We start from the raw sequence: 26,795 nt of genomic DNA on the forward strand, positions 1-26,795 counted from the left end.
TGCTATGCTGACAACTTTTATTAATGCGATCAAAAGCAGGCCGGAGATCGCAGTACTGCTGATTATGGTGATGGTGATCGCCATGCTGATCATTCCGCTGCCGAAAATGCTGGTCGATTTTCTGATCGGGCTGAACATCGTTATTTCTATCCTGATGTTACTGCTCTCTTTCTATATCACCCGGATTCTGGGGTTTACCTCTTTCCCGGCACTTTTGCTGATCACCACACTGTTCCGGCTGGCGCTGTCCATCAGTACCAGCCGTCTGATCCTGCTGGATGCGGATGCCGGGAATATCATTCAGTCCTTCGGTGAATTTGTTATCGGCGAAAATATTGTGGTCGGATTTGTGATTTTCGCCATTGTCACAGTGGTGCAGTTTATTGTCATCACCAAAGGATCGGAGCGCGTGGCGGAAGTGGCGGCACGTTTCTCCCTCGACGGTATGCCCGGCAAGCAGATGAGTATTGATGCGGATCTGAAATCCGGCCTGATTGATAATGAAGAAGTGCGCAAACGCCGTAAAGAACTGGAGCAGGAGAGCCAGATGTACGGTGCATTTGACGGCGCGATGAAGTTTATCAAAGGGGATGCAATCGCCGGAATTGTCATCATTTTCGTGAATTTTGCCGGCGGAATTGGTATCGGTGTTGCGCAAATGTCGATGCCGTTCAGTGAGGCGCTGAATACTTATACTCTGCTGACCATCGGGGATGGCCTGGTGGCGCAGATCCCGGCGTTGCTGATTGCCATCAGCGCCGGGTTTATTGTCACCCGGGTCAGCGGCACCAATCAGAACTTAGGGGCCAATATTGTCAGGGAGCTGTTTTCTCATGACTTTACCCTGATAGTGACCGCTGTCCTGGCGCTGTGTATGGGGATGTTACCGGGATTTCCGGCCGGTGTTTTCGGCCTGCTGTCCGCCGGACTGATGTTGTTTTACGGTATGCGTCTCAGACAGAACAGGCAGAAATCAGGGACCGGAAAAGCCGGCACTGACAATCGCTCTGCAGTGGCTGCATCGTCCGCATCACCGGCGGGGGATTTTGCGCCGCGCGGACTGTCGGCAGAAAATAATGAAGCCATTCCGTTGATTATCACCCTCCACACCTGTTATCAGGCTATGTTTGAAAAACAGAAGATGACGGCATGGTTGCAGGAGGAATTTGCCTTCCGTTTCGGTTTCTTTTTACCCGGTATCATTATCAATTACAGCCGTGAGATACCGGAAAATAAATCGGTGATCTTAATTAATGAGATTCAGTCCGGTGTGATTTACAGCTATCCGGATAAATACAAAGTGACAGAAATAAATGATGCTTTTGAGTCACTGAATATTGAACCGGTCGTGATTGAGCCTGAAGGCGGGGAAAAAACCGTCTGGACGGATAAAAAACACGATGAGGTATGCCGGGCCGCCGGGATGGGAACAGAACCCGGTGTTATGGTATTTTTCAATGAATTCAGCCGGATAATGACACAAAATATTCAGGAATTGCTTGGTATCCAGGAAACCAAAACATTGCTGGATAATATTGAAAATAAATATCCGGAGCTGCTGAAAGAGTGTTACCGCTATTTATCTGTTCAGCGTATTGCGGATGTCTTTCAGCGGCTTATCGCTGAGCAGATCTCTGTCCGTAATATCAAAATTATCCTCGGCGCACTGGTGCAGTGGGGGCAGAAAGAAAAAGATCCGCTGGTACTGGTTGAGCATGTCCGCAGCCACCTTGCCCGTTACATCTCAGCGCATTTTGCCTGTGATCAGGTTCTGCGGGCAGTGGTGCTGTCAAACCCGCTGGAGGAGATGATCCGTCAGGGGATCCGCCAGTCCGCCGGAGGTACTTTTATCAATCTCGAACCGGCGCAGCTGGATCATTTTTATGATGCGATGTCAGTGGTGATGACGCCGCTGCGGCACCGGCGGGATATTGTTTTTCTGACGGCAATGGATGTCCGCCGCTTTGTCCGGAAACTGACTGAAATGCACTATCCGGGTATTGCCGTGCTGTCATTTTCTGAAATTGTTCCGTCGGCACAGGTGTCGGTGATTGATTCTGTTTAATGTCATAACAAGGAAACTGAAGATGGATCTTGCAACACTGGTTACAGAAGGAATGAAGCTTATCGGACGCGGCGATTTGGTGCCGGAGACAGCGGCTTTGGATAATCATTCAACAATATCATTATCGCTGGGGGAACAGCAGGTCATTCATATTGCGGTGGTTGATGAATATCCGGTTATCTGGATGCCGTTGCAGACTGATTTACCGGCATTGCGGCCGGAGGTAAAAGGCGGTTTGCTGGATATCCTGACAGAAGAACCCGCCCCTCTGTTTTATCCGGGCTCACCGGCGCTGCGGCAGACAGATAACGGCGCGGAGCTGGTCGGGTGTTTCAGTCACAATGCTGTCAGCGGCGCGGAACCTTTTGTGCAGGCGCTGGATCAGTTTGTCCGCCTCAGTCAGCAGTGTCACACACTGATCCTCAGAGGCTGACTATGCTGAATGCACTGCTCAGTCAGCGGGCATTTCCGGTGCATATCCGCGGATATTACCTGGAAGCGCCGCTGCCGGATGTCTTTATCGGTGAAATTTGTCTGTTATGGCAGGATCTTACCTGTCGCGTACTGCTCGGCCGGGCTCAGGTGGTGGGCTTTAATGAACACAACACGCTGCTGAGTCTGATCGGACAGGCCGCCGGGCTGACACTGACAACGGTTATCGCGCCGACGGGGAGTGCCGTAACACTGACATTCACACCGCAAATTCCGGGCTCGGCGATTGATCCGTCCGGTAATACCCTGGCCCGTCTGAGTGAGATAACAGAGCCGGATAACCGGAGTATCATCCGCCCCGTCAGCGGGGAGGCGCCGGATGTGCTCTCCCGGCAGCGTATCACGGAGATTTTGCCGACCGGCGTGAAAGCCATTGATGCTCTGCTGACCTGCGGAAAAGGCCAGCGGCTGGGGATTTTTGCCGGTGCCGGGTGTGGTAAAACCGTGCTGATGAATATGCTGATTGAGCATGCACAAGCCGATATTTTTGTGATAGCCCTGATTGGCGAGCGTGGCCGGGAAGTGAGCGAACTGATTGATGAGCTGCGCAACGGCCCGCAGGCGGCAAAATGTATCCTGGTCTGCTCGACATCCGATAAACCGGCGGTTGACCGCTGTAACGCGGCGCTGGTGGCAACCTCACTGGCGGAATATTACCGTGATGAAGGAAAAGAGGTGATCCTCTTTGTCGATTCGCTGACCCGTTACGGAAGAGCATTGCGGGATGTGGCGCTGAGTGCCGGGGAAGTGCCTGTCCGCCTGGGATATCCGGCATCGGTATTTGAGCAGTTACCGGCACTGCTGGAGCGCCCGGGGGCGACGAAAACCGGTGTGATCACGGCTTTCTATACTGTTTTACTTGATAGTGAAAATGAGCCGGACGGCTTTGGCGATGAAGTCCGTTCCATTCTCGACGGACATATTTATCTCTCCCGGCGGCTGGCGATGCAGAATCACTATCCGGCGATTGATATCCCGGCCAGTATCAGCCGTGTCATGTCGCAGATTGTTTCACCGCAGCATCTGGCGGCTGCCGGGCGTTTCCGGACACTGCTGGCGAAACAGAATGAGCTGAAACTGCTGGTGGAGCTGGGGGAATATAAACCCGGGCTGAATGCGGAGAGTGATAAAGCGGTTGAGCTCACTCTGCCGATGCGCCATTTTTTGTGTCAGTCACCGGCGGAATCCGTTGCGGCGGATGAAACAGGCAGATTACTTGAACAGCTCACACAATGAATTACAGCAACTGATCGCGCATTTCAGTCTGAAAGAGCGCAGTGTCCGGGCGGCACTGGCACAGCTGCACCAGCGCTACCGGCAGGAACAGGAAAATAAAGATAAGCTATTGTTGTTAATCAAAGGATTAGAACAGCAGATCCTTGAGTTTGAATGCCGCGGATTATTATCTTACACCGCACTGAATGAACTCAGGCGCAAACAGGCAATCTACCGTAAACAGATCCCGGATGTCCGTGCCAGAGTGGATGAATCATCCCTTCAGCTGGCGCAAATCTCGGATGATATTGCTGAGAGTAATAAAACAATAAATAATCTGAAAAAGAAACTTATTAAGTTTGAACAATATAATAAACAATGAATTTATTTTTTAAATATAAGCAGGATGCTGTAATGAATATTAATCGTTGTTGCCGGGAACCTGAGCAAGATTTTCCGGAAGGTTATGTTAATCAGCAGGTGACTGATTTTTTATCCGGAATGACAAAAAAGAAAAAAGAAAATAAACATGTCAGTGCTATCCCGGGGATTAATTCACTGTTCTGTCCGTATAATGACAAATGTTATTATGGTGATATATTAAATTCCGGGGTGATGATGAAAGGTCATAACAATAATCACCGGAAAGTTCATGATATTATGCTGGTGTGTCCGGAAAAGAATAAAATAAAGAACAGCATGTTCAGGAATAATGTTATCACGGAACCTTCCGGTGATATCATACACAATACGCTATCTGCGGATAAACCAAAAAACGTTCCGGCAGAGGAGGAAGATTATTCAGGTGCTGATATCTCAGCAGAAGAGAAGATACCGGCAGGCAGTGCAACGATTGAGTTACCGGAAATACCGTTTTTTCTGAACCATCCGCCGCCGGGGATAAAGACGGAAGTAAAAAATCAGCCGTTGCGGCATTGTGAGCAGGGAAGGGGTACCCGGGAAAAAATACCGCTGATGGTTTACCATACGGAGAAAAATGCGTTATCTCCGGCGTACAGCAGAGCTGATTATTATTGCTCTTACCATTTCAGACAGAAATATCAGCCACCGGAACCGGTTCATATTTACAGAGATAATCCGGGAATATTTAAATTGGAAACAGATTCAGAGTCTCTGAGGCGACGTCTGAAATCAGCAGTAAATATAAATGGAATTGATAATATTGATATAATATAAACGGATGAAATAAATGCATTATGATACCCATCAGATAATGGACTATCTGAGCTGTTATCTGCCGGAAAAAAAAGAAAATACCAAACGAGCGATTAAATGTCATTTAATTAATACTCAAAACATATTGGAGGTTTTAATTGATGTTGAATCCTTTCTTTCTGAGCTGATTGGTGAAAATACGATCCCCTGGGAAATCGTTCCTGAAAATTATCTTATTGACCTGATAAATGAAAATAAGAAAGAGATTCGGCTGCCGTTTTTTTCAGCAGAGAGTTATTTTCCTGAGTTCCGGACGGAAAATATCGCTGTTAATCCAACCCATAAACTTGCTTTCCGTCAGGGAAATATTGATTTTACTCTGATTGGCGCCCGGGGCCGGTTTGATATTAATGGCCCGCCACTGACGCCGGATCTTTCTGTTCCGGTGAATGCCGGGATTTATATCGGCTCAACCCGGACATTCACTGGTGTGATTCAGCAAATCAATGAAGGCGATATCCTTTTTATTACACAAAACCAGCGATTTCTGAGAGCAGGAGGCTATTTTCAGATGACACTGAAACAGGAGCAGGACGACACGGTTATCACCGGACGCGGAATTATTCCGGAAGTGCCGGTTACCACAGCGGAAACGGCAGTTTTTGACAGCCGCCGGGTTCCGGTTCAGGTGGATTTTCTGCAGTACCGCAGAGTGTTTCCGTTATCGGAACTGATGGCGCTGCAACCGGGCGATACACTGCCGCTGCCGGCGGCGGATAATCACCTGATCACGCTGGAAATCAGCGGGCAGCGTTTTGCACAGGGGGAACTGGTACGTATCGGGGAACAATACGCCGTGGAAATTCATCATATCTTTCATAAGGGTGAATGATGACTGACAGTGCTGTTTCGATGATGCTGATGCTGGCTGCGGCATCCGTTCTGCCCTTTATTCTGGCGGCCGGAACCTGCTACCTCAAATTCTCCATTGTCTTTGTGATGGTACGCAATGCTCTGGGGGTTCAGCAGGTGCCGTCAAATATGGTACTCAACGCGATTGCGTTTATTCTGGCGATGGTGGTGATGTTTCCGCTGGTCAGTAAAACCTATGCTTATGTTAATGAAAATCCGGTGGAATTATCTCAGCCGGAATCACTGTCGCGTTTTGCGGATGAGGGGTTACGGGATTACCGGGACTATCTCTTCCGTTATGCCGATAAACCTCTGCTGTATTTTTTTGCGCAAACAGATATTGATGAAGATACCGATCCGGAACTGAATAATGCCCGGGATATTGCATTTTTTCCCTTGCTGGCGGCCTATGCGCTGGGAGAAATCAAATCAGCCTTTCTGATCAGCTTCTATCTCTATCTGCCGTTTATTGTGATTGATCTCGTGGTGTCCAGTGTTTTGCTGGCGCTGGGGATGATGATGATGAGCCCGGTCACGCTCTCGGTGCCGATCAAACTGATCTTATTTATTGCCCTTGATGGCTGGTCGCTGTTATCCACCAGTCTGGTGTCTCAGTATCTCGAACTTATGGACATATAACATGGATGTGATTTATGCGGCAGATAAAGGGATTTATCTGGTGATTATGTTATCGCTGTTGCCGGTGAGTGTGGCGACCGTCGTGGGTCTGACGGTCGGCCTGCTGCAGACTGTCACGCAGATCCAGGAGCAGACACTGCCCTTCGGGCTGAAATTGATTGCCGTGTTTGTCTGTATCCTGATGCAGCTCAGCTGGCTGGGGGATTCGATGCTCAGTTATGCCCGCGAAATGTTCTCGCTGGCGCTCAGCGCGACAGCGGCAGGTTAATTCCCGGTGCCGTTATTCTCCTGGTTTCATGACCTGTTTCAGAGCGCGCTGTTCAGCAGTGTGCGGTTATTTGCGGCGTTCGCTTTTCTGCCGTTTCTGAATGATAAATTTATTCTCAGCCGGAGCACGCGGGGCATTATTGTTTTTCTTATGGCACTGTGTCTCAGCGGAAATGAACATTACCCGGCGGCAGAGTTCTCTGTGGTCAGTCTGCTGAGTGAAATCATTACCGGCACGGTAATGGGATTGGTTTACAGCACACCGTTTTTTATTTTTGCCGCCTTCGGTGAATATATTGATAACCAGCGCGGAGCGAATATCAGTGATACCGCTGATCCGACAACAGGGACCGATGCGTCACCGTTTTCCACCTTTATGAATCTGTTTTCTGTCTCGTTTTTTTTACTCAATAACGGCCTTGTATTACTGATGACATCCGTTCAGGACAGTTTCCGGTTATTACCGCCGGGCACATTACTGACGGAAATACATTATGTGCCGGTCTTTGACTGGCTGACAAACAGCCTGTCACTCTCTTTGCTGTTTTGTATGCCGGTACTGATTATCTTATTTATTTCTGAAGTCAGCCTGGGCATTCTGGCGCTGTACAATTCACAACTGAATCCGTTTTCCTTATCACTTTCAATAAAAAGTATTATTGCCTTTCTGCTGGCGCTGCTGCTGTTTCGCAGCACAACAATGACGGATGTGACAGTGCTGTTTGATACTTCCCCTCTGACTCACTTTTTGAGAGGAAATAATGGCTGAAAAAACCGAAAAACCCACCAGTAAAAAACTGAAGGATGAATCAAAAAAAGGGAATACGTTCAAATATAAAGAACTGCTCTCCACGACCGGCTATGTGACAGGTATTGCGTATCTGCTTTATGTTGCTGACTGGTCAGCATTCTCCCGCTTTTATCAGACGGTATTACGTAATGTGAATCACTTGTCACTCTCTGTCTATATACAGATGTTGTCAGAGATTTTTTTTCAGATGGTATTACCGCTGATTATGTTATGTGGTTTGAGTGTCAGCTTTGTTTCTCTGATGCAGACCCGTTTTGCTGTTGCGACGGAAGCGATTAAATTTGATTTAAAGAAAATTGATCCCATTGCCGGATTCAAACGGATTTTTACCAAAAAATCCCTGAAAAATCTGGTAAAAGCACTGATTTCACTCATTGTATATTTATCTGCCGGTTATACCTTTATTTCTCTGTATACCGGTGATATTTATCAGTTAATTACAGCACCTTTCTCTGAGGTTAGTGAGAGCTTTCTCTATTTCACCGGCCGCTATATCTTTATTTTTATCCTGCTGCTGATGCCACTGCTGGTGATTGATTACATCGTTGAATATTTTTTCTTTTTTAATGAAATGAAAATGGAAAAGCATGAAGTTAAACAAGAGTATAAAAATAGCGAAGGTAATCAGGAGATAAAATCAGCCCGCAAACAGCAGCACCGGGAATTACTGAATGCGGAAACCAAAGCACTGATAAAGAACTCGGATGTCGTGGTGGTTAACCCGACGCATATTGCCGTTGCTATCTATCTTGATCCGGAAAATGGGGTTATGCCGCTGATTACCGTGAAAGAGAAAGGTGAATACGCACTGGCTATCCGCCGGTATGCTGAAAAACATAAAGTACCGGTGGCCCGGGACATCCGTCTGGCGCGGACATTATTCCGGAAATACCATGTCTTTGACACCATTATTGATGATGATCTGGATAAGTTTCTCGATCTCTTACTATGGCTGAATGACGCAGAGCAGGCTGCACTTGCCGATAGTGAACCGCACTAATATGTATCAGCAGGATGGTGCTGAGGCGTATTTTATGAAAGTGATTATCAGTGCAATCAGATAGTATGGCCTGACTTGATAATCGGATATTATTAAGGAGTATTGTTATGGATGATAATATAAACAATGATATTAAATCATTGATAGAGAATATTTTTTCTCATCTTGAAAACGGGACTATATTAACAATATTTTCACCACAGGAACCCAGTGATTTTAGTGGTGTATATTCATTAGCCTGTGATTATTATGATAAGGGGTTAATTGAACAGGCTGAAAAAATTTTCCGGTCGTTATGTTTATATGATTTTAATAATATTAATTATTTACTCGGGCTGGCAGCCGTAAAGCAGGTACAGAAACAATATCAGAAAGCTATCAACCTCTATTCTCTGGCTATCAGTCTGAATGAAGATGATGCATCCTGTTATTTTTATATTGGCCAGTGCTATTTGTTTTCCGGGGCGAAAGAATTGGCTGTATCGAGTTTCAGACAGTGTCTCTCAATGGCATGCGATGAAAATGAAAGAGAGAAATCATTAAATTACATCTCAATGCTGGAGAATGATAAATGAATATAATTGAACATCATAATGTTTCACCTGTGGCACAGGATACACATTCTCATATTTACGATATACGAGAGAAGTCTCTGTTAGCGGAAGTGCCAAATGATATCGAATTGCTTTCATATTTTTATGATGAATTAAATAATATAAATATAATCTTGTCAAACCTGGTGATAACAGAAGAACAAGCGCTAAAAGAGTTGGATAAATATAATAAATTAATAAAAAGATCCGAATTTTCAGAACTCATATTATCTCATGAAAGTGAGATTTTATATAAAATAAAAGATATACAGGAGTCTATAGAGTATTACTTTATAAAAAAAGAGATGGTCACCTTTGGTTATTTTGTTGACAAAATGGATATTGCATCTAAGTATGGACATGATTTAAGTGTTAAATGTTACCGGGATGGATTTAGTCAGTATACGGAGTTTTATAAAACACTATCAAAATTATTAAGCTCGTATGGCGAGTATTCTGCCGGTGTAATAGATGACGGTAAAAAAACAAAGTTCAGACAAAATGCATTTTACTATGATCTGCATATGGTATTAATGAAATTTTATCCGGTGACAGGTAACTTAAAAAACGATGCGGGAAAAGATTGCGCAATATATAAAGGGCGGTTTGAAATAGATACAAAGAATGGGGTAAATAACTGTTCAATTTATGTTGATGGCGAACTCATTGATTCGAATGTTACTTATGGCGATGCTATAAAGAAAATGGAATATTTCTTTTCCGTAATGAGAAAGCCGGTATCAGGCACTGGGGTAATTAAAAAAATAAATACAGAAACAGACCGTGACGGTAATCTGGTAAAAATAACCGGAATGGTTGACGTTATGGTAATGCCCGAAGCATTATTTAGATGGCTTGATTTTTCTATCAAAAAAGAAGATTTTGATAAAATAAATTCTTTTTTTGATCAGTCAATGGATAAATTAAAAAATTTTAATCATATTAATGATGACTACTCATTGGTATCTTCTTTGTATGAGGATGCATTAAAAAAAACCAGTGATTTTTTTAAAGAAAAATTAAGTTCAAGTTATTTTAAAAAAGCAGAATCAGGAAGAAATGAAGAATGGTCGTTAGATCAGGGTAAAATTAATTCATATAATACTATTATTGATGGGATTAAGAAAGAACTGCAAATGACTCTTGATGAATTTTCTCAGCGATATAACTCTATCAATAGTAATTACGATAATATGCTCAGAGTCATTACCACAATGATCAGTGAACTGACTCAGGAATTGAAAGGTTTTTTACGGATTTGAAATAAAGGTGAATACATGGATGTATCAGGCATTAAAACAACAAAAATAATCACTTCGGGGACTTTGCCGGGAGAGGTTGATGAAGCAGGAAAAAATAATGTTATTGGCCAACAAGATGCGATATTTTTTTCTGAAAGAATCATTGAAGAGCTGAGTGACAGATATGACAAGGAAAATAGTAAAAAAGAAAAACCGCAGCTTAAAGGACATCAGGCAGTAAAACAACATGACGAAAAAGCATCAGCGAAAAAGATGTCAATTAATGAAATTTTTGCACGGTTCTCTGACGATCTTATTGAAGAGCAGATTAAAAATTCAGGTGTAAACTCAGGCATTAATAGTAATTTTTTAAAAAATATATGGTCTCAAAGTAAAGAATGTGAGTTAGATAAAAATATTGTCAGTTATTTCAATGTGCTATCTGAACGGATTGATAAAATATCAGACTATTACTTTGACGTTATTAATAACAAGAGTAAGGATAATGATAACATCAGGTTTTTTTTCACCGGAGATGAAAATATCACCATTAGTGATAAAAAAGAATTTTTGGTTTTTTTCTGTAAAAAACTGGGTATGGATGCTCTCCGGGAAATTATGACGGAGAATACCGGTGATTGTAAGGATAAAACAAATTTAATCAAAAAATTACTTGATGATATTATCAGCCTGCCAAAAGCAAAAGATCAGGCGTGGGTAATTGATCCCCGGGAATTGGCGCTACTAAAATCAGAGCTGAATATATTACAAAATACGGCTGAAACACTGTCTTCAGCGAGAGAGTGTCTGTCTTTGGCACAATCGCTGGTCAATTCGAATAATCAAAATACGCTTGAGTATAATAATTCACTCGCGGTTCTGATGGGAAAACTAGCTGATTTGCGTGACAAAATAGCACAGCAGAAACTGGAAAATGACCGGGACTTGGCACAATTACAGCAGTTGGCGTTGCAGACCAAAACAGATAAAGATGCCGCAGATATTGCAGAGAAAATAAAAAAAGCAGAGCGGCTGCAGGCCTTGTTTAAATGGCTGGGGCCTTTGCTGATTGCCATTATGGCGGTATTAACAGCATTAACCGGCGGGTTACTGGCAAAGGCACTGGCAGCGGTTATCGTGGTAATGACCATTATCAGTGAAGTTGTAAAAGCGGCCGGCGGCCCTGATATTATGGCAAAAGTCATGGAGCCGGCGATGAAACTGATAGAGGCAGTGCAGAAATTTATTAAAGATATTGCCATGGCGATAGGTAAAGCGCAGGGAAAATTACCGGAAGAACTGAAAAAGCTGGAAAAAACCATGGAAATTGTCGCAATGGTGCTGGCCGTTGTGGTCGTGGCAGCGTTATTTATGGCGCTGGCATCAGTGGCTGGTTCAATTGCAGGAAAAGTTATGGGTAATTTTGCATCAGAAGCAATGCAGGCGGCAATAAAGAGTGCTTTTGCTCAGATACAAACGATGCTGATTAATATCATGATGACATCAACCATTATCAATGGTGCCAGTTCTGTTACAAATGCAGTATTACAGGCTGACGCTGAACGGTTGCGGGCAGATATGGATCTTGATCTGGAATTTCTGGACAGAATAACAGAAATGATGAATCAGATAATGGAGACTTTTTCTGAATCACAAAAAGAACTCATTGCATTAAATGAAAAAATCAGTAAGCACGGCAGTGAATCTTTTCAACGGATGAAATCAATAATACAGCAGGGACAATTAGCTGTTTAATTTATAAAAGGAATGCAGATGAATATTTCCGGTCATATCGATAATGTCAATGTGTCATCCTCAGGTTACATACCGGAGGATGCGGTTACCGTAAAAGAAAAATTGCTGTTACCGGTTAATAAGGTTCATCCGGGGATGGTTCGGTCAGTTGCTGATAATCAGTATTTTCAGCAGGAAACAGCAGCCGGTAAAACAGCGGAAGAGATAGTCTGGCCATTTTCACAACATGTGATACCTGCACTGCTGACGGATTATGATAATAAACGTATGAGTGCTGTCATTGAATTATGTAATGTGCTGTTGCTTGATGCGATTAATCAGCAGGAACGACGGAATACGTTAGAAAAGCAGGCAGTGCAGCAGGCAACGCTCTTAAAAGATCTGAAATATAAAGAAGCCGACTATCAGGTAGCCGCTGCGGTTGTCGGCGCTGTTGTCTCAGTGGCGGTTGCTGTCGTCGGCGGCAGTATGGCAATTAACGGAATTAATCCGGCCAATCCGGGGATAATGACAGCGAAAGGCATAGCCGGGCAGGCAATATCCGGTTTGTCACAATCTCTCGGACAGCTTGCTTCCCAGCCGATTGCGGCAATAGGAACCCGGTTGCAGGGAGATGCGGAAGTGGTTCGTGTCAGGAAAGATATCCTGCTCAACGCTATGTCCGCCCATAATAAAGTATCAGATGATCAAAAAGCGTTTCAGAAAAAACTGCTGGAGATGATGACCAGTGAATTTGAGAACCGTAAAAATACAACTCAGAATCTGATTAATAATATGAAGATCTGATTTTGCCAGCGATAGACCAAAGCCGCTTCTGACAGCGGCTTTCTTCATGTTCTCTCTCATCATGAAGAAAATTCATCTTGTTTTGCCACTTCCGTTTTGATCTCTGCGGGGAATACCGGTATAAGAAAGGAATGTCTAAACGTCTGGACGTCTAAATAAAAATATTCACCTGTGCGGTAAGGAAGAACACATGAAACTTGAAACGCTCTCTGTCCATGCCGGTTATTCACCGGATCCGACCACTAAATCTGTCGCGGTTCCTATCTATCAGACCACCTCCTACGCCTTTGATGACACGCAGCACGGCGCGGATCTGTTTGATCTGAAAGTCCCGGGGAATATCTATACCCGTATCATGAACCCGACCAATGATGTGCTGGAGCAGCGTGTGGCGGCTCTGGAGGGCGGAATTGCCGGGCTGGCGGTGGCATCGGGCATGGCGGCGATCACCTATGCGATCCAGACCCTGGCCGGAGTCGGCGACAATATTATCAGTGTCTCCAAACTCTATGGCGGCACGTATAATTTGTTTGCGCATAATTTTCCGCGCATCGGGATCGACGTCCGTTTTGCTGATCATGATGATTTCGCACAGCTGGAATCCCTTATTGATGACAATACCAAAGCCGTTTTCTGCGAAACCATTTCCAACCCGGCGGGGCATATCGCGGATATTGAAAAACTGGCGGAAATCGCTCACCGTCACGGTGTTCCGCTGATTGTGGACAACACCGTTGCCTCTCCGGCGCTGTGCCGCCCGATTGAATTCGGCGCGGATATTGTGGTGCATTCATTGACCAAATATATCGGCGGACACGGTTCATCACTGGGCGGGATTGTTATCGACTCCGGAAAATTCCCGTGGCAGCAGCATGCGGATCGCTTTGCGGTACTGAATACCCCGGATCCTTCCTACCACGGTGTGAACTACAGTGAGCACTTCGGTGCGGCGGCATTTATCGCCCGCTGCCGCGTCGCGCCACTGCGTAATACCGGCGCAGCTCTGTCGCCGTTTAACAGCTTCCTGATTCTGCAGGGACTGGAAACACTGGCGCTGCGCATGGAACGTCATACCGAAAATGCCCTGCGTGTTGCGCAATACCTGCAACAACATCCGCAGGTTGCCTGGGTGAAATATGCGGGTCTGGCGGATAGTCCGGAACATGCACTGGCGAAGAAATACGTGCAGGGCACGCCGGCATCAATTATGTCTTTCGGTATCAAAGGCGGGGCAGAAGCGGGAGCGAAGTTTATCGATGCCCTGAAACTGATTGTCCGTCTGGTCAATATCGGTGATGCGAAATCCCTGGCCTGCCATCCGGCCACCACCACTCACCGTCAGCTGAATGAAGCCGAACTGGCCCGTGCCGGGGTATCACAGGATATGATCCGTTTATCCGTCGGTATCGAGCACATTGATGACATCCTGGCGGATATCAGTGCGGCACTGGACAGTGCGAAATAATATTAACAATCAATAAAATATAACCATAACAATATGTTCCGGAGATAGTATGAGAAAAATTATTGTATCGGCACTGCTCGCCTGCACCACATTACTGGCCGTGTCCTGCTCGCAGAATGATGATGAAAAACCACTGAAAGTGGCGATTAACACCGGGCCGGATCAGGCTATCTGGGAAGAAGTGGTCAAAGTTGCCAAAGAGAAGCAGGGGCTGGATGTTGATGTTATCGCCTTCAATGACTATGTCCTGCCGAATGAAGCGCTGCGCAACAGTGATGTGGATGCCAATGCGTTCCAGACCGTGCCGTACTATGAGGCGCAAAGCAAAGAACGTGGCTATCAGTTTGAAGTTATTGGTAAAACCTTTATCTTCCCGATAGCGGCATACTCAAAGAAAATCAAATCCGCAGCTGAACTGCCGGACGGTGCAACAGTGGCCATCTCCAACGAAGCCACTACGCTCGGCCGCAGCCTGCTGCTGTTACAGGCTCAGGGGCTGATTAAACTGAAAGACGGCGTCGGTTATCTGCCGACCACCCTGGATATCATTGAAAATCCGAAGAAACTGAAGTTTGCGGAGATCGATACCCCGCAACTGACCCGCACACTCGATGATCCGGATGTGTATCTCTCCATTATCAACAATAATTTCTCATCTCAGGTCGGATTATCCGCCGCCCGTGACGGTCTGTTTATGGAAGGGGCTGATTCCCCGTATGTGAACCTGATTGTGGTCAGAGCGGCAGATAAAGATAATGAGAAGCTGAAAAAACTGGTCGCGGCATTCCAGAGTGATGAGGTGCTGAAAAAGGCCGATGAGGTGTATAAAGGCGATGCTGTCCGGGCCTGGTAAATACGCGTCATCCTTCCGTCCATAGCGGTGTTGGCCGCATTCAGGGGCACGGGTTACATACTGATGTATGCTCCCCGTGCCCCTTCATTTGCCACCTTGCTCTGAACGGAATGATTTAGTGTATTGAGATCTGCGGGCACAGGTGACGGGCAAAAACAGAAAGCATGCGAGCCATGGATGGCGAGCCTGAGCGTATCCGCGTCATCCTTCCGTCCATAGCCGCGTTGGCCGCACTCAGTGTCCCGGGTCACATACTGATGTATGCTCCCCGTGCCCCTTCATTTGCCGCCTTGCTCTGAACGAAATGATTTAGCGTATAACACGGAAGTGTTTACAGCGACTTTCTGTTTTTGCCCGTTGCCGGTGCAGGCACCGTAATCCCCGATCCCCGGTTTTACTCTTTCATCCTTATCTTGAATCCCCGGCGGATTGCCTGAATAATAGTCGCCACTGAGATAAGGAAAATACGATGAAACAACTGATTATCGGATTACTGGGTGTGGTGGTGCTGGTCGGCGTACTGCTGGTCTCCAATTACAACAGCATCCAGACACAGGACGAAGCGGTGACCGCCTCCGCCTCTGAAATGCTCAACCAATACAAACGCCGCGCGGATCTGATCCCGAACCTGGTGAAAACCGTGCAGGCTTCCTCTGACTTTGAACGTCAGGTCTTACAGGATGTGGTGAATGCCCGGGCAAAAGTCGGGCAGATGAATATCAGTGTCAGTGATCTGAGTGACCCGGCGCTGCTTGCTAAATTCCAGCAGGCGCAGACTGAACTGGGATCCTCGCTATCCCGCCTGCTGGCGGTATCAGAACGTTATCCGGATCTGAAAAGTAACGCACTCTACAGCGACTTAATGGTACAGCTGGAAGGCAGTGAAAACCGGATCGCTGTGGCGCGCGGCCGCTATATCGAAAGTGTCCGTGTGTTATGAACCACCAACAATGAGAAACAAAGATAGATAGGGATTTGGCGAAAATAAACGGGATTTCGCGGGAAAAAAATAAGGCAGGCTGCGGGATTGCGAAGGATTTTGGTTATGTTTTACGGCTATGACTATTGAAATTATAAAATGAGAAACGGGGAACTGGCCGGAAATAAAAACCACGTAAAGTGATAAATGTACCGAAACATAAAACCCCCATTTAAATCGCGTTTAAATCAGTCACCAACATCCTTTGCAATGTTCACAACCTGACCTATAACTTGGAAATTATGCATCGCATCCGGTTTGATCTGTAGGGGTTGGTATGCATCGTTATCACTAATCAGTAACCATGAGCCATCCAGCAATATTTGAACGCGCTTAACCCACAGCATATCTTCCTGCCTGATAACATAAATGTTTCCGTCAGTTGGTCTGGTACGAGCTGTGTTTATTAACAGAGTGTTGTTATTACTTATCGTAGGCTCCATTGAATCGCCTTTAGCCCATACAACTACCAATTCACTTTCTTTAAACCCTCTATATCGTAACCACTTACGGCGGAAGGCCAGATGTCGGCAAGGTAATGTTCCTATGTCATCTTCACTGATGGAGCCGTTGCCTGCGGAAACCTGAACCCGGTAACCAGGGATTAATGCAAACTCATCTAAAAAGTGCTCGAATGTGTAACCACTGTATGGATCAGCTTTGCATGCCTGATTATCGTTGACACTTTGTTTTTCGTTAGCTGTACCCTGTAGCCGCAACAGTTCACGTATCGCAGCAATAGGTAATGCAGCAGCATGGTATTCTGTCGCTTTCGTCCCTTTTCTCTTTCTTTTTAACAATGGTCTATCTGCTGTTGCCTTTTCCAACAGGTCGCGTGATCGTCTGGACGTCGTTGGTACATCAGGTAATCCAGCAACCTCTTGGGCACTAACCCACGGGTTATTTAATCTCAGACTCAATTCTGCCTCTTGCGTCCTATTGTCATTCAGGAAAACGGACACCTCGTCCCTTTCTGTATTTGTCGTCTCTTTCATTTCTGAATCCCGCCATTCAACGATTGTGACCCCATCAACAAAAAGGACTAAAGGGACGTTTTTGTGTTGACATGCGTCCGTTTTGTCCTTATTGTCTTATTACTAGGATTTATCATAAGGAGTTATTACTGTGAATAACCAAGTAGCATCGCAGAAAAACCCGACGAATGGAAGTGATTGGCATCGCGCAGACATTATTGCTGCTTTAAAAAAACGCGGAACGTCCCTGGCAAGAGTTTCAAGAGACGCGGGCTTAAATTCCAGAACATTAAATAATGCGTTAGATCGTCCTTGGCCAAAGGGAGAAAGATTGATAGCTGAAGCTATTGGGGTAACTCCGGCAGCTATATGGCCTAGCCGTTATCAAAGTAAGTACGTGGGGTAAATATGGAATGGTTTAGTGCTAATGAGCTGGCCGGAGTTATTGGTATGCCATCAACACCACGCAGAACGCGTGATGCGTTGGAACGTCTGGTGCAAGACTCTCCGGAACTGAGCCGCAAACGCGTGGGGTCAAAAGCATTTGAATACCATTACAGTTGTCTACCTGCTCACACTCGTGTTGCCGTACTTAAAAAACAAGGTGTCATTGAAGTATCCGGCACCCCGATTGCAATCAAAAAACGCCAGTCCGGAAATTACTCCGGGGAACTGCTCTGGCAGAACTGGAATAACGCCAGCGACAAACAGCGTGAAAAAGCACGCGAACGCTGCGAAGCAGTGATAGCGGTTGCCGAATTGCTGGACAGCGGCATCGATGTCCTGACTGCCTTTGACTCTGTTGGTGAGGCGTTATCAGTCGCTCCGGCATCCGTGCGCCGCTGGTATTACCAGGTCAAAAATTTTGACCGCTCAGACTGGGCTGCAGCACTGGTAAGTCAGCACGGCCGCAGTCTTGAAGCCCGGCGGAAGAAAGAAGCGGAATGCAGCTCTGACGCGTGGGATTTTTTCCTGGCTGATTACCTGCGTCCTGAACAACCGGCGTTGCGTACCTGCTATGCACGACTGACAGAAGCCGCTGCCGCACATGGATGGACTATTCCGAGCCTGTCTTCCCTGCGCCGCAAACTGGAGCGGGAAGTACCGGCTGAACAGGTAGTGTTACTGCGTGAAGGTGAACACGCCCTGATGCGGTTATATCCGGCACAGGAACGTACCGTGCTTGATTTGGATGCAATGGAGTGGATCAACGGTGACGGCTATCAGCATAACGTGTTTGTCCGCTGGTTTAACGGTGAAGTGCTCCGCCCTAAAACATGGGTCTGGCAGGACATCCGCACACGTAAAATTTTAGCGTGGCGCACGGATGTTTCCGAGAACAGCGACAGCATCCGTCTCGCGCTGGCTGATGTGGTGGAGCAATACGGTATCCCGAAACATATCACCATCGATAACACCCGCGCAGCGGCCAATAAATGGATGACTGGCGGCGTGCCGAACCGCTACCGGTTCAAAGTAAAAGAAGACGACCCGAAAGGGATCATCCCGTTACTGGGGATCAAACTGCACTGGACAAGCGTGCTGTTCGGTCAGGGTCACGGTCAGGCAAAACCGATAGAGCGTGCATTCTCACACGGTGGTCTGGGTGAGGTTGTTGACCGTCATCCGTCACTGGCGGGGGCATACACCGGCGCGAATCCGATGGCAAAACCGGATAATTATGGTGACCGGGTAGTGGATGCAGAGGTATTTCTGAAAGCACTCGCGGACGGTATCGCATTCTGGAACCGTCAGCCGAAACGGGACACCGAAGCCTGTCAGGGTGTGTTGTCATTCGATGCCGCATTTGAGCAGAGCTATCGTGAAAGCACCGTCCGTAAAGCAACTGCGGAACAGCGCAATCTGCTGCTGTTACCTGCCGAAGCGGTCACGGTTTACAACGGCGCGTTCACACTGAATGCGGGCGGGAAAATTTCAGCCCGTAAAAACCGGTATTACAACGAGCAGTTACTGGGCATCAAACCGAACAAGGTGGTCATCCGGTTTGACCCGCAATCACTGCATGAATCGGTTCTGTGTTACACGCTGGACGGCCGTTTTATCTGCTCCGCTCAGTGTATTGAAAAATCAGGGTTTGGTGATAGTCAGGCAGCGCGTGAGCATCACCGTAACCGTCAGCGTTTTGTTAAACGCACCAAAGAAGCAACCACCGCACAGCAGCGTATGACTGCGCTGGAAGTGGCAGAACTGATGCCGGAGATAGTACCGCCGGAACCACCGGAAACACATGTTGTGGAAATGTACCGGCCAGCCGGTAACACCGTCCGCCGTGAGCAGGTTCATGTCTCTGCGGAGACAGAGAATAACTACGATTATGCGTTTGAAAATGCCGTTGCTCAGTTCGACGAGCGCCGGAAGAAAAATACGATTTAGGGGGTTACATGACCAACGTTATTGAAATGACACAGACACAAACCGCACAGGCTGATACCCGTGCTGCCATCCGCGCCATTGTTGACAATGACGGAGTGACATACAGCGCGATAGCCCGCGAAATCGGTTTGTCAGCGACAGCACTGTCTCAGTTTATGAATGAGAACTATCGCGGTGATAACGACAGCGTGAGCGGCAAACTGGCAGTGTGGCTGGAAAACCGCACCCGGAAAACCAACGAAATGCCGCAGGCACCTGACTTTGTTCAGACCCGGACAGTAAAACAAATCTGGTCGGCATTGCAGTATGCACAACTCGCTCAGTGTATCAGCGTGATTTACGGCAGTCCGGGTGTGGGAAAAAGCAAGGCATTACAGCAGTTTGTCCGTGAGCGCCCGAATGTCTGGCTGATTACTGTTTCCCCGTCCCGCAGCAGCCTGAGCGAATGCCTGTACGAACTGGCTCTTGAGCTGGGTGTTGGTGACGCTCCGCGCCGTGCCGGTCAGCTGGGACGTGTTATCCGCCGTAAATTACGCGGGACATCCGGCCTGCTCATCATTGATGAAGCTGACCATCTGGATTATCCGGTACTGGAAGAGCTGCGGATTTTACAGGAAGAAACCGGCATTGGTCTGGCGCTGGTCGGTAACAATCAGGTCTATTCAAAGCTGACCGGTGGCAACTCCCGGAATGTTGACTTTGCCCGTCTGTTCAGCCGGATAGCAAAAAAGGTCGCCATTCTGAAAACCAAAAAAGACGATGTGAAAGCCATTTCTGCGGCGTGGGGACTGGGTGACAGAGAGCGTGACCTTGTTACGCAGCTGGCTGAACGCCCGGGGGCATTGCGGACGGTATCCCACACATTGCGTCTTGCGGCAATGTTTGCCACCGGCGCAAATGAAGCATTGTGTGAAAAGCATATCCGCGCAGCGGTAAAAGACCTGGAGGGGACAGAATTATGAACATCACCATCAATACCGAAAATCAGTCAGTGATATCAGCACTGTTACAGGCTGAATCAGTAGTTCAGCAGCTTTCAGAGCGCGGCGTGTCGGTTCTGAGTGTTGTTACCCGGTACGGTAAACCCTGCATCCGTATTGCACGTCACAGCTACTGTGATGAACTAATCCGCAGTGGTAAGGCGTCTTATCAGTATCTCAGTAAAAGTTTTTCCGGTGCCCGCCAGGGTGTGTTTAACGAATCAGGCTGTCGCGTGTACTGGTCTGAATCTGTCCATTAAGAAGGAAATTATTATGTCAAACAAAGATACTCAATTTACTCAGCATACGGTTCCGGATGGCTACTGGCGTGATGCCAAGGGTTGTCTGATTCCGGTCGATATGATCAAGGATATTGACCGCGCCCGGGATACTGTTGTCGGGGATATTGTCACCCGTTCCGACGAACTTCAGGCAGCGCTTAAAGTCTTTAAAGATTACGCATTTGATGAGGTTGATGCTTTTCGTGCCTTATCTTCAGAGCAGTACGGTGTGGATATGGGCGGTAAAAAAGGCAACATCCAGTTGCACACCTTTGACGGTGAACATCGTGTGCAGGTTGCCATTCAGGAACGCATTGCTTTTGATGAACGATTACAGGCAGCAAAAGCTCTGATTGATGAATGTATTAAGGATTGGTCAGTCGGTGCCCGTCCGGAAATTCTGGCGATTATCGAAGATGCGTTCAAGGTGGATGTCGCAGGTAATATCCGCACCGGTGATGTACTCAAGCTGCGCCGTCTGAATATCACTGATGAAAAATGGCTGCGGGCCATGACGGCTATCAGTGAGTCCACTCAGGTTATCAGCAGTTGCCGTTATGTCCGCATCTACAAGCGGGACAACAGCGGTAAATATGTGCAGATTTCATTAGATATCGCGGGGGTGTGATATGTCATTTAAGCACTATGCAACAACAGCGGCCGCCGCAGAACGCGACGGCCATTACAAGGAAGCCGGGCGAAACTGGGTTGATGCAGCGGAACTGGCGAAAAAACGGGAAAATCGGCAGTGGGCAGAACGCCGTGCTGAATTCTGTGCCAAAGCTGCGGGCGGACGTTATACCGCATTAATCAGTTCAGATATTAATTGTTAATTCACAGTTTAATATAACCATCTAATAAACAGTCATTTTTAAATTCAGGCGTAAACCCGTCAGGTCCTCCTTACGCCTGAATCCTGATAACGGGGTATTTTTAATATGGCAAATGATAAAGAACGTTATTTGCAAAAAATAAAAAAACTTCTGAATAAGGCCAGAAATAACAGCAGTGCTGAAGAAGCGGCCACAGCCATGAGGATGGCTCAGAAGTTAATGCAGGAATACGGACTGAGTGAATCAGACATATCACTCAGTCAGGTTACTGAAAGCGGTACTCACAAAACGCCATCGAAAGCAGTGAAGCCCCCGCGTTATATGATCATGCTGGGTGGTGCCGTTTGCCGGGCATTTGGTGTTCGTTATTACCTCAGTTATGACCAGTCCGGCCGCCGGACAATTGTATTTTATGGCCCGGCTGAACGTCCCGAAATCGCCTGTTATGCCTTTGAAGTACTGACACGCCAGTTAATCAGCGGACGTAAAGCGTTTTACAACAGTATTCATAAAAGAACCAAACCCGTGAAAAAAACTGATTTAGCGGATACCTGGTGTGAGGCATGGGTTCATGGGGTCTGGCAGGTTATCACTGAGTTTGTACCTGAAGAAAATGAGCGTCAGGTTATGACCCAATATATGGAGCGCAAAAAAGAGCAGACAAAATTCAGTGATATCAATATGCGGGACAGTAAAAAGCATACTCAGTCAGACGGCGCGGCGCGTGACGGATTCCATGCAGGTAAAAAGGCAAAGCTGTCACATGGTGTAAGTGGTTCGTCCGTGACGCCTGCGGCAATTATTCATAGCCGGGAGATAGCTCATGGTTAAGATTAAACAAATCGGTCTGGTCAGTGCTGTCTGCATTGAAATAGCCAATCAGCATCACGGGATTAAGCTCAGCCAGAAACAGTTAGCTGTGATTGTATCTGCTGCTGATTCTGTCTGCGCGGCTTTTAATGAACCGGATATGTGCGACAACTGTAATGACAAGCTGCGTGGCGGTTGCCTGCCGACATGCAACCAGTACCTCGGGAGGTAACGGCTATGATGAGCATCCTGTGTTTTATTGCCGGTGTTATCACCGGCTTTGCCGGAGCCGCATGGTATCAGCGGCGCAGTGCTGCGGAAGACCGTCAGCGCCCCGAAAACCAGAAATATGACTGAGGACACAGATATGATACGTGATCAACTTATCCGCCTTATTCATATCGCGAAAACTCAGCTGAAGCTCGACGATGACACTTACCGTTCGGCACTGGTTGCTGCCACCGGAAAAGACTCCTGCCGGAAAATGACCCATGCGGAGCTGACTCAGGTCTATGATGCTTTTGTTGAACGCGGGTTTAAACGCCGTTTTAAGCGCGAAAATCAGCGTGTAAAAGGCAGAGTAAAAACAGCTGAAATCAGCAAAATCACCGCTGTCTGGATCACTATGCACCGTCAGGGTTTTGTTGCAGATGGTTCAGAATCAGCCCTGAATAAGTTTGTTCAGCGCCAGACTGCGAAATTGAACGGCGGTGCCGGTGTTGCCGAACTCGGCTGGCTTAACGGAGACCTTGCTTATCTGGTTCTGGAGTCACTGAAAAAATGGCACGTCCGTCTGATGCTTGATGCCATCAAAGCCCGCCGCCAGCACCAGCCTGATTTTCGCGGTTATGACGCGGTATGTCAGGCATACAATCAGGGGAAAAAATGATGAAAATTGGCCGTTGTCCGATATGCCATACCGACTGGCACCTTGAAGCGTTATGCGAAGATGATGCCAGCCGTCAGTTACTGAAAATACTTGCCGATTTACCGGGGAGTTGCTCCAGGCATTTGGTTGCTTATGTAGGTTTGTTCCGTCGTGAAAAATCTAACCTGAGCAATAGCCGGGCATTAAAACTGGCTACTGAGGTTCTGGCGCTTTATCCCGCCGGGCGGGTGCTGGCTCATGCACTCAGTGAAACCGTTGAGCGTATCCGCGAAAAACGCGCAAAGGGAGATGTTAAACCGCTGGCAAATCATAACTATCTGAAAACGGTGTATGAGTCATCAAAACAGGTGTATTCACAAAGCAGCAATGTGAAATCCCGGGAAAAAGAACAGACATCCGGTTCTGATTCCAAGGATGCTTACTTCAGACAAATGCAGCAGTTTGGAGTTGATTTGGGTACACTACCCGGCGGCAAAGAGTGGTTAGAGAAACAAAACGGAGGTTTAGATGGATAGTGATCTTTTCTTTATATTATTGCCGGTAGCGGCTGGATTCTGGGTATATTTTGACGCTCACAGTCATCATATCGGCTCTTATCGTGATGATGCGGGTAAGATGCGCGGGTGTTCTCCCGTGTTCTGGGGTGTAATGACTCAGTTAGTTTGTATTATTACACTGCCGGTATATCTGATTATCCGTAAAAAATTATTACAGACTGCCGCCAAACATCCGGCCAGCAGTGATAAAAGCATCGGGATTTTAATCATGGCAGCCGTAGGTGGTTTTATTCTCTGGTATTTCTGGTTCCGATATTAACGGGTCTTAATATGAATACTCTTCCGCTTTTTGCCGATAGTCACGAAGAACTGGGACAGCTGCTGGATAATCTGGACAATATTCCTGAAACCGAATTGCAGTCCCGCTGGCCGCAGCTGCTGGCCGATATCGTAGATCTGTTCAGTGCAGAGCTTGCCCGTCAGGGATATGATGTGCCTGCAGCTAAATTATCTGCCGGAAAACTGGCCGGGGCACTGGCGCATTACTACGGTGGCCGCGCAGTCTACCTGCCTACCGGTGATGCGCTGAAAGCTGCCCTGCGTGATAATCAGCTGTTCCTGGACTGGTCACTGTCAGGCGGCGATGTTGACGGGCTTGCCCGTAAATATTCTCTGACCAACTCGACAGTTTATGCCATACTGCGGCAACAGATGATATTGCACCGCAAGCGTTATCAGTCAGATCTCTTTGAGTAAATCAGAACCCGCCACCCGGCGGGTTTTTGTTTGATACCCCACAAACCCACCCTTCAGCGCATAAATACGATGATGAGCTACTTATTTTTAACAGGTAGCCTCCATGACAAACCCATCCGATTTACGCACCCGGGGATTTAAATTCAGTCAGCGCAGTGAAAATAACCTCAGAGGGGTTAACCCTGTTCTGGTCGCAATTATCCGCCGTGCGCTGGAATTATCTCCCGTTGATTTTGCTGTTATCGAAGGACTCAGAACGCCGGAGAAACAAGCTGAGTACGTCCGCAAGGGAAACTCCCAGACCAGTAACAGCCGTCACCTGACCGGTCATGCTGTTGATATTCTGCCGTCCGCCATGAAGCCCGGCATGAGCTGGGACGAAAACAAACACCTCTTTGAGCCGGTTTTACAGGCCATTAAAACGGCGGCAGACGAACAGGGTGTGATACTGCGTTTCGGTAAAAACTGGCAAAGTGATCCTGCTCTTCTGGGTCAGACCAAATTCCCTGATTACCCGCATGTGGAAATCCCGCGATGAACCCGGCGGCGAACATTACCCCGTCACAGGCAGTGCCCCATGCATTGCTGCTGCGGCAGATACCGGCACTGAAAAATCCGCGGTATTTCAGTATTTATCAGTCCGGCCGTGAGCGCTGTCTTGCAGAGGCACTGGCCGGAAACGATATCTCTCAGGTGCCGCTGTACAGCCACAGCAACACCTATCAGTCCCTGTTCTCCCGGGGCTGGCGTTCAGTGAATGAGCAGGATATCCGTCTGGCAAAAGCGGGGGCATGTCATGTTCGCCATTCTTAAACAGCTGATTACCAATCCGGCCACCGGCCGTCTGTCCACATCAGACACCACCCTTATCGGGGCTTTTGTCGCCAGCACGCTGGTTCTGCTCTGGATGACGGTCACCGGGAAACTGGCAGACTGCGAGTGGCTGTTTGTCGGATATCTGGCGGCGTGGGTCACCCAGAATCAGGCATCAAAACAGGCCGCCATTAAACGTGATAAGGAGCTGGGGCAATGACCGGCGCACTGAAAATTTACGGCGTTGTCGCGGTTGTGGGTGCAGCACTGGGCGGTGTGTTCGGCTCACTGGTCACCGGTGTTTCCATGCAGAGCCGGATTGATGACGAAACACGGAAACGCACCGATGCGGAAATAACGCTGCTGTCGGAACGTAATGCGCTGGCGGATGAGAACGCCAGAGCACTGAAACAGATTATCCGTCAGCAGCAGGAACAGGCGAAACAGAATGCAGAACTGTCAGAAAAATTCAGGAACACCCTCAGTACCCTGTCAACCACCACGCGCCGTATTGAGCGCAGTATTCCGGCCGCTGTTGCCGCTGATGGTGACGGCTGGAATGGCCTTGGTGACAGCGGGCTGCGGCTCTACCGCGAAGCCCTCGGTTACGGTGAATCCGGCAGTGATAGTGTCATCCTGTCCGCTCCCGCCGCCGGAACTGCTGTACCTGCCGCCCCGGCCGCAGCCGCCGGAGTCCGGCGCTCCACCGGTGCTGCTGAAACACGCGGCGCTGTTCGGGGAATGGGTGCAGACACTGGAAAACAAGCTGCTGGCGCTGCAGGAATGGGCAGCGAAGCAAAGGCAGAACAATGAGCAGACAAATCGACAAAGCCTGTGAGCTTGAACAGTTTTACCGTGAGCAGGCGCTGGCCGCTCACTTTGATAATCAGCTGCAGGACGGAACAGGCGTCTGTTTATCCTGCGGCGAAGATATTGACCCCGCACGGCTGGCAGTGAATCCCCGCTTTGAACGCTGTGTGACCTGTCAGGAACGCTTTGAATACAGGAAAAAACATGCTGGACGTCCTTAGAGAACACTGGTCAATGATTTATACCGTGGTCACCGGCGCGGTGGCCATCGGTCTGTTGCTGCTCAGTAAGACTTACGCCAAACGGGATGAAGTCGAACTGATGAACCGGCGGCTGAGTGAGCTGGAGGTTGCGCTGGCAACCCTGCCGAACCGGGCGGAACTGTATAACCTTCAGCTGGAAATCGCCAACCTGAGAGGCGATATCAAAGCTGTGGCCCCTGAACTTCAGCAGCTGCGCCGCATGAGCGACCTGTTATTACAGAACGAACTGAAAGAGAAAAAATAATG

The 26,795-nt window shown here is 47.6% G+C and carries 36 protein-coding genes; 35 read left to right on the forward strand and 1 reads right to left on the reverse strand.

Going from position 1 to position 26,795, the window contains the following annotated elements; translation table 11 throughout:
- Positions 1–4 precede the first annotated feature (4 nt).
- The 17 genes from ACSBQN_RS12820 to ACSBQN_RS12900 all read left to right on the forward strand — a co-directional run bounded on the left by ACSBQN_RS12820 (position 5) and on the right by ACSBQN_RS12900 (position 16,210).
- A complete protein-coding gene (locus ACSBQN_RS12820; RefSeq protein WP_024474365.1) occupies positions 5–2,065 on the forward strand; it encodes an EscV/YscV/HrcV family type III secretion system export apparatus protein in 2,061 nt (686 codons plus the stop codon).
- A 22-nt stretch (positions 2,066–2,087) separates the two neighbouring features.
- Complete coding sequence (locus ACSBQN_RS12825; RefSeq protein WP_004241203.1) at positions 2,088–2,498, forward strand: type III secretion system protein BsaR; 411 nt, start codon at positions 2,088–2,090, stop codon at positions 2,496–2,498.
- Between the two features lie 2 nt (positions 2,499–2,500).
- Positions 2,501–3,793: a type III secretion system ATPase SctN gene (gene sctN, locus ACSBQN_RS12830; RefSeq protein ID WP_024474366.1), complete on the forward strand. Its 1,293-nt coding sequence runs from the start codon at positions 2,501–2,503 to the stop codon at positions 3,791–3,793.
- Positions 3,774–4,154 (forward strand): hypothetical protein, encoded by a 381-nt coding sequence (locus ACSBQN_RS12835; RefSeq protein ID WP_227989203.1) that lies wholly within the window; start codon positions 3,774–3,776, stop codon positions 4,152–4,154. The genes sctN and ACSBQN_RS12835 overlap by 20 nt, the downstream gene beginning before the upstream one ends.
- Entirely contained in the window at positions 4,151–4,969 is an 819-nt protein-coding gene (locus ACSBQN_RS12840; protein ID WP_024474368.1) for a hypothetical protein, read from the forward strand. The genes ACSBQN_RS12835 and ACSBQN_RS12840 overlap by 4 nt, the downstream gene beginning before the upstream one ends.
- Positions 4,970–4,982: 13 nt before the next feature.
- On the forward strand, positions 4,983–5,840 hold the full coding sequence (locus ACSBQN_RS12845; RefSeq protein WP_024474369.1) for a FliM/FliN family flagellar motor switch protein: 858 nt from the start codon (positions 4,983–4,985) through the stop codon (positions 5,838–5,840).
- Positions 5,841–5,860: 20 nt separating this feature from the next.
- On the forward strand, positions 5,861–6,499 hold the full coding sequence (locus ACSBQN_RS12850) for an EscR/YscR/HrcR family type III secretion system export apparatus protein (protein WP_373369092.1): 639 nt from the start codon (positions 5,861–5,863) through the stop codon (positions 6,497–6,499).
- 1 nt (position 6,500) lies between these two features.
- Positions 6,501–6,767, forward strand: a complete 267-nt coding sequence (gene sctS / locus ACSBQN_RS12855; protein WP_004234819.1) for a type III secretion system export apparatus subunit SctS — start codon at positions 6,501–6,503, stop codon at positions 6,765–6,767.
- A 6-nt stretch (positions 6,768–6,773) separates the two neighbouring features.
- Positions 6,774–7,535 (forward strand): type III secretion system export apparatus subunit SctT, encoded by a 762-nt coding sequence (gene sctT, locus ACSBQN_RS12860; protein WP_024474371.1) that lies wholly within the window; start codon positions 6,774–6,776, stop codon positions 7,533–7,535.
- On the forward strand, positions 7,528–8,577 hold the full coding sequence (locus tag ACSBQN_RS12865) for an EscU/YscU/HrcU family type III secretion system export apparatus switch protein (RefSeq protein ID WP_201893803.1): 1,050 nt from the start codon (positions 7,528–7,530) through the stop codon (positions 8,575–8,577). The genes sctT and ACSBQN_RS12865 overlap by 8 nt, the downstream gene beginning before the upstream one ends.
- A gap of 107 nt (positions 8,578–8,684) precedes the next feature.
- A complete protein-coding gene (locus ACSBQN_RS12870; RefSeq protein ID WP_024474373.1) occupies positions 8,685–9,152 on the forward strand; it encodes a tetratricopeptide repeat protein in 468 nt (155 codons plus the stop codon).
- Positions 9,149–10,432, forward strand: a complete 1,284-nt coding sequence (locus ACSBQN_RS12875; protein ID WP_354633117.1) for a hypothetical protein — start codon at positions 9,149–9,151, stop codon at positions 10,430–10,432. The genes ACSBQN_RS12870 and ACSBQN_RS12875 overlap by 4 nt, the downstream gene beginning before the upstream one ends.
- Before the next feature lie 15 nt (positions 10,433–10,447).
- Positions 10,448–12,166 (forward strand): type III secretion system translocon subunit SctE, encoded by a 1,719-nt coding sequence (gene sctE / locus ACSBQN_RS12880; RefSeq protein WP_354633116.1) that lies wholly within the window; start codon positions 10,448–10,450, stop codon positions 12,164–12,166.
- A gap of 18 nt (positions 12,167–12,184) precedes the next feature.
- Positions 12,185–12,952, forward strand: a complete 768-nt coding sequence (locus tag ACSBQN_RS12885) for a hypothetical protein (protein ID WP_024474376.1) — start codon at positions 12,185–12,187, stop codon at positions 12,950–12,952.
- A gap of 190 nt (positions 12,953–13,142) precedes the next feature.
- Positions 13,143–14,417, forward strand: coding sequence for a bifunctional O-acetylhomoserine aminocarboxypropyltransferase/cysteine synthase (locus ACSBQN_RS12890; RefSeq protein ID WP_004241218.1), 1,275 nt, complete (start codon positions 13,143–13,145; stop codon positions 14,415–14,417).
- A gap of 49 nt (positions 14,418–14,466) precedes the next feature.
- The gene (locus ACSBQN_RS12895; RefSeq protein WP_024474377.1) at positions 14,467–15,270 is read left to right on the forward strand and encodes a MetQ/NlpA family ABC transporter substrate-binding protein; all 804 of its coding nucleotides are present in this window, start codon (positions 14,467–14,469) and stop codon (positions 15,268–15,270) included.
- Between the two features lie 469 nt (positions 15,271–15,739).
- The gene (locus ACSBQN_RS12900) at positions 15,740–16,210 is read left to right on the forward strand and encodes a LemA family protein (RefSeq protein WP_434991682.1); all 471 of its coding nucleotides are present in this window, start codon (positions 15,740–15,742) and stop codon (positions 16,208–16,210) included.
- 227 nt (positions 16,211–16,437) lie between these two features.
- Here ACSBQN_RS12900 and ACSBQN_RS12905 read toward each other — a convergent pair whose 3' ends face one another.
- Positions 16,438–17,244, reverse strand: a complete 807-nt coding sequence (locus ACSBQN_RS12905) for a helix-turn-helix domain-containing protein (RefSeq protein WP_434991683.1) — start codon at positions 17,242–17,244, stop codon at positions 16,438–16,440.
- Between the two features lie 130 nt (positions 17,245–17,374).
- Here ACSBQN_RS12905 and ACSBQN_RS12910 point away from each other — a divergent pair, with 130 nt between their 5' ends.
- The 18 genes from ACSBQN_RS12910 to ACSBQN_RS12995 all read left to right on the forward strand — a co-directional run bounded on the left by ACSBQN_RS12910 (position 17,375) and on the right by ACSBQN_RS12995 (position 26,793).
- On the forward strand, positions 17,375–17,629 hold the full coding sequence (locus ACSBQN_RS12910; protein ID WP_132275179.1) for a helix-turn-helix domain-containing protein: 255 nt from the start codon (positions 17,375–17,377) through the stop codon (positions 17,627–17,629).
- A gap of 2 nt (positions 17,630–17,631) precedes the next feature.
- Entirely contained in the window at positions 17,632–19,617 is a 1,986-nt protein-coding gene (locus tag ACSBQN_RS12915; RefSeq protein ID WP_434991684.1) for a transposase domain-containing protein, read from the forward strand.
- Positions 19,618–19,625: 8 nt separating this feature from the next.
- Positions 19,626–20,579, forward strand: coding sequence for an AAA family ATPase (locus ACSBQN_RS12920; RefSeq protein ID WP_132275174.1), 954 nt, complete (start codon positions 19,626–19,628; stop codon positions 20,577–20,579).
- Entirely contained in the window at positions 20,576–20,857 is a 282-nt protein-coding gene (locus tag ACSBQN_RS12925) for a hypothetical protein (protein WP_354639144.1), read from the forward strand. The genes ACSBQN_RS12920 and ACSBQN_RS12925 overlap by 4 nt, the downstream gene beginning before the upstream one ends.
- 13 nt (positions 20,858–20,870) lie before the next feature.
- A complete protein-coding gene (locus ACSBQN_RS12930) occupies positions 20,871–21,506 on the forward strand; it encodes a DUF3164 family protein (RefSeq protein ID WP_354639146.1) in 636 nt (211 codons plus the stop codon).
- Position 21,507: 1 nt separating this feature from the next.
- Positions 21,508–21,711: an ANR family transcriptional regulator gene (locus tag ACSBQN_RS12935; RefSeq protein WP_354639148.1), complete on the forward strand. Its 204-nt coding sequence runs from the start codon at positions 21,508–21,510 to the stop codon at positions 21,709–21,711.
- Positions 21,712–21,816: 105 nt separating this feature from the next.
- Positions 21,817–22,542, forward strand: a complete 726-nt coding sequence (locus ACSBQN_RS12940; RefSeq protein WP_434991685.1) for a DUF2786 domain-containing protein — start codon at positions 21,817–21,819, stop codon at positions 22,540–22,542.
- Positions 22,535–22,753, forward strand: a complete 219-nt coding sequence (locus tag ACSBQN_RS12945; protein WP_132275155.1) for a hypothetical protein — start codon at positions 22,535–22,537, stop codon at positions 22,751–22,753. Before ACSBQN_RS12940 ends, ACSBQN_RS12945 begins: the two co-directional genes overlap by 8 nt.
- Before the next feature lie 135 nt (positions 22,754–22,888).
- Entirely contained in the window at positions 22,889–23,410 is a 522-nt protein-coding gene (locus ACSBQN_RS12950; RefSeq protein WP_434991686.1) for a gp16 family protein, read from the forward strand.
- Positions 23,407–23,925 carry a hypothetical protein gene (locus ACSBQN_RS12955; protein WP_434991687.1) on the forward strand — a complete coding sequence of 173 codons (519 nt, stop codon included), beginning with the start codon at positions 23,407–23,409 and terminating at the stop codon, positions 23,923–23,925. Before ACSBQN_RS12950 ends, ACSBQN_RS12955 begins: the two co-directional genes overlap by 4 nt.
- Entirely contained in the window at positions 23,918–24,226 is a 309-nt protein-coding gene (locus ACSBQN_RS12960) for a hypothetical protein (RefSeq protein WP_434991688.1), read from the forward strand. The genes ACSBQN_RS12955 and ACSBQN_RS12960 overlap by 8 nt, the downstream gene beginning before the upstream one ends.
- Positions 24,227–24,237: 11 nt before the next feature.
- Positions 24,238–24,663, forward strand: coding sequence for a Mor transcription activator family protein (locus ACSBQN_RS12965; protein ID WP_434991689.1), 426 nt, complete (start codon positions 24,238–24,240; stop codon positions 24,661–24,663).
- 103 nt (positions 24,664–24,766) lie between these two features.
- Positions 24,767–25,201: a M15 family metallopeptidase gene (locus ACSBQN_RS12970; protein ID WP_368890449.1), complete on the forward strand. Its 435-nt coding sequence runs from the start codon at positions 24,767–24,769 to the stop codon at positions 25,199–25,201.
- A complete protein-coding gene (locus ACSBQN_RS12975; RefSeq protein ID WP_132275141.1) occupies positions 25,198–25,476 on the forward strand; it encodes a hypothetical protein in 279 nt (92 codons plus the stop codon). Before ACSBQN_RS12970 ends, ACSBQN_RS12975 begins: the two co-directional genes overlap by 4 nt.
- Positions 25,460–25,696, forward strand: a complete 237-nt coding sequence (locus tag ACSBQN_RS12980; protein WP_132275137.1) for a hypothetical protein — start codon at positions 25,460–25,462, stop codon at positions 25,694–25,696. The genes ACSBQN_RS12975 and ACSBQN_RS12980 overlap by 17 nt, the downstream gene beginning before the upstream one ends.
- Entirely contained in the window at positions 25,693–26,289 is a 597-nt protein-coding gene (locus tag ACSBQN_RS12985; RefSeq protein WP_208952708.1) for a hypothetical protein, read from the forward strand. Before ACSBQN_RS12980 ends, ACSBQN_RS12985 begins: the two co-directional genes overlap by 4 nt.
- Positions 26,286–26,507, forward strand: coding sequence for a TraR/DksA family transcriptional regulator (locus ACSBQN_RS12990; protein ID WP_132275128.1), 222 nt, complete (start codon positions 26,286–26,288; stop codon positions 26,505–26,507). The genes ACSBQN_RS12985 and ACSBQN_RS12990 overlap by 4 nt, the downstream gene beginning before the upstream one ends.
- Entirely contained in the window at positions 26,491–26,793 is a 303-nt protein-coding gene (locus tag ACSBQN_RS12995; protein ID WP_132275125.1) for a DUF2730 family protein, read from the forward strand. The genes ACSBQN_RS12990 and ACSBQN_RS12995 overlap by 17 nt, the downstream gene beginning before the upstream one ends.
- Positions 26,794–26,795: the final 2 nt, after the last annotated feature.

Source organism: Morganella sp. B601 (assembly GCF_051172335.1).
GTDB lineage: Bacteria > Pseudomonadota > Gammaproteobacteria > Enterobacterales > Enterobacteriaceae > Morganella > Morganella morganii.